Origin of the sequence: Sphaerisporangium aureirubrum, from assembly GCF_042658925.1 — a bacterium.
Taxonomy (GTDB): Bacteria; Actinomycetota; Actinomycetes; order Streptosporangiales; family Streptosporangiaceae; genus Sphaerisporangium; species Sphaerisporangium aureirubrum.
In genome coordinates, this window is record NZ_JBHSRF010000016.1 from 126,856 (window position 1) to 133,131 (window position 6,276).

Here is a 6,276-nt window from a genome sequence, read left to right on the forward strand (position 1 = left end):
ACCGCCCCGGGAACGGTGCCCGCGGTGATCGCGTTCGCGGGGAAGCGACCCGCCGTCTTCCTCAAGGCGGCGCCGTGACGACTCCGCTCGCCGTGAAACGATCCGCGCACGCCGTGTCGCAGGTGGCCGGGCGGCTGACCGCGGGCGCCCGGGTGCTGCCGTCGTTCCTGATCGCCGGGGCGCAGCGGTGCGGCACCACCTCGCTGTACCGGGCACTGGCCCGGCACCCGCTGGTGCTCAAGCCGACGCTGCGCAAGGGCGTGCACTACTTCGACATGGCCTACGACCGGGGTCCGGCCTGGTACCGCGCCCACTTCCCGCTGACCGCCACCGCGCACCGTCTGCGGCGGCGGTACGGCCTCGGCCCGGTCGCGTTCGAGTCCGCGCCGTACTACCTGTTCCACCCGCACGCGATGGCGCGGATCGCGCGCGACCTGCCCGGCGTCAAGCTCATCGTGCTGGTGCGCGACCCGGTCGAGCGCGCGTACTCGGCCCACGCGCACGAGTACGCGCGGGGCTTCGAGCCCGAGGCGTCGTTCGAGCGCGCCGTCGCGCTGGAGGAGGAACGGCTGGCCGGGGCCGCCGAATGGCTGGCCGCCCACCCGTACGGCGCCAGCCACGCCCACCGTCATCACGCCTACCTGGCCAGGGGCCGGTACACCGAGCAGCTCGCGCGCGCCGAGGCCCTGGTGGGCCGGGCCCGCATCCTGGTCCTCGACAGCGGCCGGTTCTTCGCCGACCCCGAGCCCGCGTACGACCGGGTGCTGGAGTTCCTCGGCCTGCCCCGCCTCGGCGACCCCGTCTTTGAGCACCACAACGCCCGCCCCCGCCCGTCCGCCATGCCCGCGTCCCTGCGCGCCGACCTGACCGAACGCTTCGCCATGTGGGACCACCGCCTGGAACTGTGGCTGGGCACCCGTCCGTCATGGCGCCCCTGAACACCTCCACCGGGATCGTCCGAGGCGGCGCCGCCGGGGTGACGGCCGCCGTCGTGAGCGCCGGGGCGCAGTTCCTCCTCGTCGTGGCGGTCACCCGGGGGCTGGACCCGCACGCGGCGGGCGTCCTGTTCACCACGACGGCACTGTGCCTGATGACCGCCACCGTCCTGCGCCTGGACACCGGCAACGGCCTGATCTACTTCCTGGCCCGCTCGGACGGCCCCGGTGCCCGCCTGGACGGGTACTTGACGGTGGCGCTGGCTCCCGTGCTCGCGCTGTCGGCCACCGTGGCGGTGGTCGTGTACGGGTGCGCGGACGGGATCGGCCACCTCCTGCTGCCCGGCTCGCCGTCCGCCCCCGCGACGCTCCGGGTGCTCGCCGTGGCCCTGCCCGTCATCACCTGCGCGGACGTCCTGGTCGCCGCCACCCGGGGGTTCGGCACGATGCGGCCGACCGTGCTGCTCGGCGGGGTGCTCCAGCCGGGCGGCCAGCTCGTCCTGGTCGGGGTGGTGGCCCTGACCGGGGTGACCGACCGGCTCCTCGCCGCCGCGTGGGCCCTTCCGTACCTGCCCGTGCTGATCCTCGGTGCCCTGTGGCTGCGCCATCACGCTCGCGTGGCGGCCTGGTCCCGGCCGGTGGCCGGGGAGTTCTGGCGGTACACGGCTCCCCGGGCGGTGGGCGGCGCCGTGCAGGCGGTGTTCCAGCGGCTGGACATCGTCATCGTCGCCGTGCTGGCCGGGGCGGAGCAGGCGGCGGTGTACACGGCGGCGACCCGCTTCAAGGTGGCCGGCCAGCTCGTCGGCCAAGGACTGGCCCAGGCCGTGCAACCGGGCCTGGTGCGAGCCCTGGCGGACGGCGACCTGCCCCGGGCCCGCGAGCTCTACCAGACCGCGACGGTATGGCTGGTCGTCCTCACCTGGCCGATCTGGCTGGGCTACGCGGCGCTCGCCCCGTGGCTGACGTCCCTGTTCGGCGAGGAGTACCGGCTCGGAACCGCGGTGGCGCTGGTGCTGTCCGCCACGATGACGGCGGCGACGGCGGCCGGGATGGTGGACGTCGTGCTGATCGCCGCCGGTCACACCACGGCCAGCATGGCGAACGTCCTCATCGCCATCACCGTCACGGTGGCCGTGGACCTCGTCCTGATCCCGTCCCACGGCGCACTCGGCGCGGCCCTCGGCTGGTCCACCGGCGTCCTCACCAAGAACCTCCTCCCCCTGATCCACCTCTCCCGCGTCTACCACCTGCGCCCCTTCGGCCGCCACACCTTGCCCGCGCTGCGCGCCACCGGCAGGCACGCCCCGCGTCCCTTCGTGCGCCGCACGACCGCCACCCCGCGCACCCTCGTCCGGCGCACCACCACCGCCCCGCGCACCTCCCGCCCCCTCCGCCGGCGTGTGACGCGCACCCTGGGCGCACTCGTCCGGCACCCCTGGAAGGACGGCCGATGACGGTACTGGTGACGGGGCTGCCGCGCAGCGGTACGAGCTGGGCCGGGGCGATGCTCACGGCGGGTGGCGCGGCGGTGTACGTCAACGAGCCGCTCAACCCGGAACGGCCTCCCGGACGCTCGCCCGGCGTGCTGGACGCGACCGTCACCCACCGTTTCCAGTACATCTGCCCCGACAACGAGGAGCCGTGGCGGCGCGCCTTCACCGACACCATGGCCCTGCGCTACCGCTTCGCCGCCGAGCTGCGCCGCAACCACACCCCGGCCGACCTGGCACGCCTGGTCAAACACGGCTCGGCCTTCACCCTCGGCAGGCTGCGCGGACGCAGGGCCCTGCTGGACGACCCGTTCGCGCTGTTCTCGGCGGGCTGGTTCGCCGGGCGCCTCGGCTGCCGGGTGGTGCTGCTGGTCCGCGACGCGGTGCCGTTCGTGGCGAGCTGGCGGCGGCTCGGCTGGCGAGTACGTTTCGCTGACCTGCTCGACCAGCCCCTGCTCCTGCGCGACCACCCGCACCTCGCGGCGGCCCGCCCCCTGAACGGCTCCCCCGACCACCTGGCCACCACCGCGACCCTGTGGACCCTGGCCCGCACCACCGCGCACAAGCTGGCGGAGCTCCACCCGAACATACGAGTGGTCCATTACGAGGACCTGGCCACCGACCCCGTCGAGGGCTACCGCGACCTGTACGCCTGGTGTGGCCTCCCCTGGACCGCCCGCGCCGAGCGCCGCGTCGTGCACGCCTGCACCACCCCGGCCCGCGGCCCGCACACGCCGTTCGCCTGGACCGGCCTGTCCCGCACGGCCTACCGGCCGATGAACTCCCGCCAGGCCGCGACCGCCCGCCCCCACGGCCTCACCACGGCCGACGTCGCCAGGGTGCGCGCGCTCACCACCACCTGAGAGCGGCGCAGCCGCACCAGCAGGGCCCCGGCGAGCAGCCGTAAGGCGAAGGGCAGATCGTCGACGAGGTAGCGGCGGGCCAGACGGGCGGGCTCGCCGGCCAGGCGGAACAGCCATTCCAGGCCGGCGCGGCGCATCCACTCGGGTGCGCGGCGCACCGCGCCGGCGGTGAAGCCGATGGCGGCGCCGCAGCCGACGAACCAGGTGCCGGGGAGGTCGGCGCGGAGCGTGGCGATGAGGCGGTCCTGTTTGGGGAAGCCGAGGCCGACGAACACCAGGCGGGGGGCGGCGGCCACCAGCGCCTCGCGGACGTCGCGCACGCCCTCGGCCGAGGTTTCGAAGCCGAACGGCGGGGCCGCGACGCCGGCGATCCGGAGCCCGGCGTAGCGGGCCCGCAGCACCTCGGCGGCGCGGCAGGCCACCCCGGGTGGGCCGCCGAGGAGGTAGATGGGCAGCTCGGCACGCGCGGCGGCCTCCGACAGCGACCAGATGAGGTCGGCGCCGGTGATGCGCTCGGGCACCGGCGCCCCGAGCAGCCGGGACGCCCACACCAGCGGCATGCCGTCCGGCACCGCGATCTCGGCGTCCGCGACGATGGCCCGCACGGCGGGGTCGCGGGAGCAGGTGCGGCAGATGTCGACGTTGGGGGTGACGACGTGCCCGCCGTCGCCGCGCAGCGACGCGACGACGACGTGGTCCACCACTTCCTGCTCGGTGAGCCGGTCCACGAGCACGCCGCCCACCCGCACTCGTTTCTCGGTGTCGCGAGGGTCGCGCCGCCTGCCGATGAGTGTCCTGAACGACATCAGATCCCGTACCCCCAGGTGTGCAGCCGATGGAGGACCAGACGAGCGGGCACGCCGAGCGCGACCGCGACCGCGATCGGCACCCGTGGCTCCCCCCGGCGTGTGGTGAAGGCCCGCAGCGCCCAGCGCCCGGCCCGGCGGCGGTGCCCGAGCGCCGCGTGCAGAAAGGCGAGTTGCCCGTAGATCCGTGCAGCCCCGCGCGGGTCGTGCGCCAGGTAGGGATGCCGGGCGAGCATCCACTCCAGCCCCGCGATGCGTTCCGCCCACCGCGTCACGTACGCGGACGCCCCCCACCGCACCCGCACCAGCGGCCGGTCGACGTACACCAGCGGGCGCCGCCCCGCCGCCCGCAGCGCCAGGTCCCAGTCCTCGTTCTGTCCCGCCGGGGCGCTCTCGTCCGGCCACACCACCCCGCGCCGGAACAGGAACGTCGAGGAGTGCACCATCACCATGCGCGACCGCGTGAGGTCCCCCCGCGTCACCCGCCCGGCCCCCGCCAGCCGCACCGCCCGCCGCCCCGCGTACTCGACCTCGATGGCACACCCGCAGAACTCACCCCCCGGCTCCGCCGCGAGCGCCGCCACCTGCGCCGCCAGCTTCCCCGGCAGCCACACGTCATCGTCGTCGCAGAACGCCACGAGCTCGGTCTCCAACTCCCCGATCCCGGTGTTCCGCGCCCCCGGCAACCCAGGACTACACCGATTGGCCACCACCACGACCTCAGCGTCCCCCGCCCCCGGCGAACCGGGACTATACCGATTGGCCACCACAGCGACCTCGGCGTTCCCCGCCCCTGGCGAGCCGGGACCGCACCGGCCGATGACCTCGGCGCCGACCCCCGCGAGTTGCCCCGCGACCGCCGCCACGTCGCCGCCGTCCACCACGACCACGACGCGGAGCCCCGGGTGGCGCTGGGTCAGCACGCCGCGCACCGCCTCGCGCAGCATGCGCGGCCGGTCCCCCCGGGTGGGGACGACCACGCCGACGGTGGGGCTCATCGGCAGCCCGACGCGGGCACGCCCGGCGGCGCCCAGGGCGGGGTCACGGCCCCGGGGCTGCGCGGGTCGCCGGGACGGTAGCCGTACCGGATCATCAGGGGCCAGGTGAGCGCGGTGACGAGCCAGCGGTGATGGCGGGGCAGCCGGTCGCACCAGGTGTCGTCCCGCCGCAGCTCCAGCGGCCCGGCGGTGAAGCGCATGGGATTGCCCGAGCAGGTGTGCGCCACCGACAACTCGGCGACCCCGCTCCCGGCCCCGAACACCGACAACCCGCCCCTGGGACCCGCGGGCAACCCAAGATGGACCAGCAGCGGGACCAGCACCGCGGGAGGGTCGGCCAGCAGGTCTTCGTACCGCACACGCACCACGGCGCCGTTCCGCAACGCCAGCAGCTCGAACGCGAGGTTCTCCACGACCCAGTGGACGGCCGTGCGCCACGGCCGCCACCGCGTCATCGGCGCGCCGTCCTCGGGCCGCGGCACGTACCGCCGCCACGAGTGGGCGACCGCCCGCGGATCGCGCACCACGTGCACCACGCTGAGATCGACCACCGGCGAGGTGCGCAGGCAGAAGGCCAGCGAGGCGTGCTTGCTGGAGTCGACCACCACCGGCCGCGCCGACACCTGCGCCGCCGCCTCGTACACCCTGGAGTACGCCCGGGTGTACCCGCTCAGCCCCGGATGCCGCCGCCGCGCCGCCAGCCCCGGAATGCGCCGCGTGCGATCAACCCGCCGCCGCAAGGTCAGCACCCGATCGGCCAGCCCCGGCGACCACCCCCCGAAGGCCCGCCTCCCCACCGTGCGCCAGAACGCACAGGCGGTGAACGACTCCCCACACCCGCAGGGCTCCCGCCCGATCACCCCCCGCTCCCAGAGATGCACGACCTCCCCGAGCGGCGCGACCCCGGGAACCTCCCCCAGCAGCCGCTCCAACAGGGTCGTCCCACTACGCCCCAGCCCACCGATGAAGATCACCCGAACGCCCACTGCCCCGACTCTCCCCCAGCCACCGACGAACACGAAACGTGTCGACGATAGCGCGGAGAGTAATCACCAGGTGCCCGAACAGTAAAGGATCTATCTTCCCAAGCGCGTCACACTGGCCAGCAGCCCCTGCAACCCAGAATCAGCCCCCTCCACCCCCACCATCGGTCAGCGCCGGGCCGGTCACCGACACCAGCTGGC

6 protein-coding genes are annotated in these 6,276 nt (G+C 74.8%); 3 read left to right on the plus strand and 3 right to left on the minus strand.

What is annotated here, in order from left to right; translation table 11 throughout:
- Window positions 1–74 precede the first annotated feature (74 nt).
- Genes ACFP1K_RS14630 through ACFP1K_RS14640 form a run of 3 tightly spaced genes read left to right on the plus strand, consistent with a single transcriptional unit; the run spans window position 75 to window position 3,288 of the window.
- The gene (locus ACFP1K_RS14630; RefSeq protein WP_380752317.1) at window positions 75–938 is read left to right on the plus strand and encodes a sulfotransferase; all 864 of its coding nucleotides are present in this window, start codon (window positions 75–77) and stop codon (window positions 936–938) included.
- Window positions 926–2,389 carry a lipopolysaccharide biosynthesis protein gene (locus tag ACFP1K_RS14635; RefSeq protein WP_380752320.1) on the plus strand — a complete coding sequence of 488 codons (1,464 nt, stop codon included), beginning with the start codon at window positions 926–928 and terminating at the stop codon, window positions 2,387–2,389. Before ACFP1K_RS14630 ends, ACFP1K_RS14635 begins: the two co-directional genes overlap by 13 nt.
- Window positions 2,386–3,288, plus strand: coding sequence for a sulfotransferase (locus ACFP1K_RS14640; protein WP_380752323.1), 903 nt, complete (start codon window positions 2,386–2,388; stop codon window positions 3,286–3,288). The genes ACFP1K_RS14635 and ACFP1K_RS14640 overlap by 4 nt, the downstream gene beginning before the upstream one ends.
- On the opposite strand, the gene ACFP1K_RS14645 is transcribed toward ACFP1K_RS14640, so the two are convergent.
- From ACFP1K_RS14645 to ACFP1K_RS14655, 3 genes are read right to left on the minus strand one after another with little or no spacing between them, the layout of a single operon-like run.
- Complete coding sequence (locus ACFP1K_RS14645; RefSeq protein ID WP_380752326.1) at window positions 3,192–4,094, minus strand: WecB/TagA/CpsF family glycosyltransferase; 903 nt, start codon at window positions 4,092–4,094, stop codon at window positions 3,192–3,194. The genes ACFP1K_RS14640 and ACFP1K_RS14645 overlap by 97 nt on opposite strands.
- Window positions 4,094–5,092: a glycosyltransferase gene (locus ACFP1K_RS14650; RefSeq protein WP_380752329.1), complete on the minus strand. Its 999-nt coding sequence runs from the start codon at window positions 5,090–5,092 to the stop codon at window positions 4,094–4,096. The genes ACFP1K_RS14645 and ACFP1K_RS14650 overlap by 1 nt, the downstream gene beginning before the upstream one ends.
- Window positions 5,089–6,078 carry a sulfotransferase gene (locus ACFP1K_RS14655; RefSeq protein ID WP_380752332.1) on the minus strand — a complete coding sequence of 330 codons (990 nt, stop codon included), beginning with the start codon at window positions 6,076–6,078 and terminating at the stop codon, window positions 5,089–5,091. Before ACFP1K_RS14655 ends, ACFP1K_RS14650 begins: the two co-directional genes overlap by 4 nt.
- Window positions 6,079–6,276 lie beyond the last annotated feature (198 nt).

Coding starts and splice junctions, on each gene's coding strand:
- ACFP1K_RS14635 (WP_380752320.1), top strand. CDS start 926: ATGGCGCCCCTGAACACCTCCACCGGGATCGTCCGAGGCGGCGCCGCC.
- ACFP1K_RS14640 (WP_380752323.1), top strand. CDS start 2,386: ATGACGGTACTGGTGACGGGGCTGCCGCGCAGCGGTACGAGCTGGGCC.
- ACFP1K_RS14645 (WP_380752326.1), bottom strand. CDS start 4,094: ATGTCGTTCAGGACACTCATCGGCAGGCGGCGCGACCCTCGCGACACC.
- ACFP1K_RS14650 (WP_380752329.1), bottom strand. CDS start 5,092: ATGAGCCCCACCGTCGGCGTGGTCGTCCCCACCCGGGGGGACCGGCCG.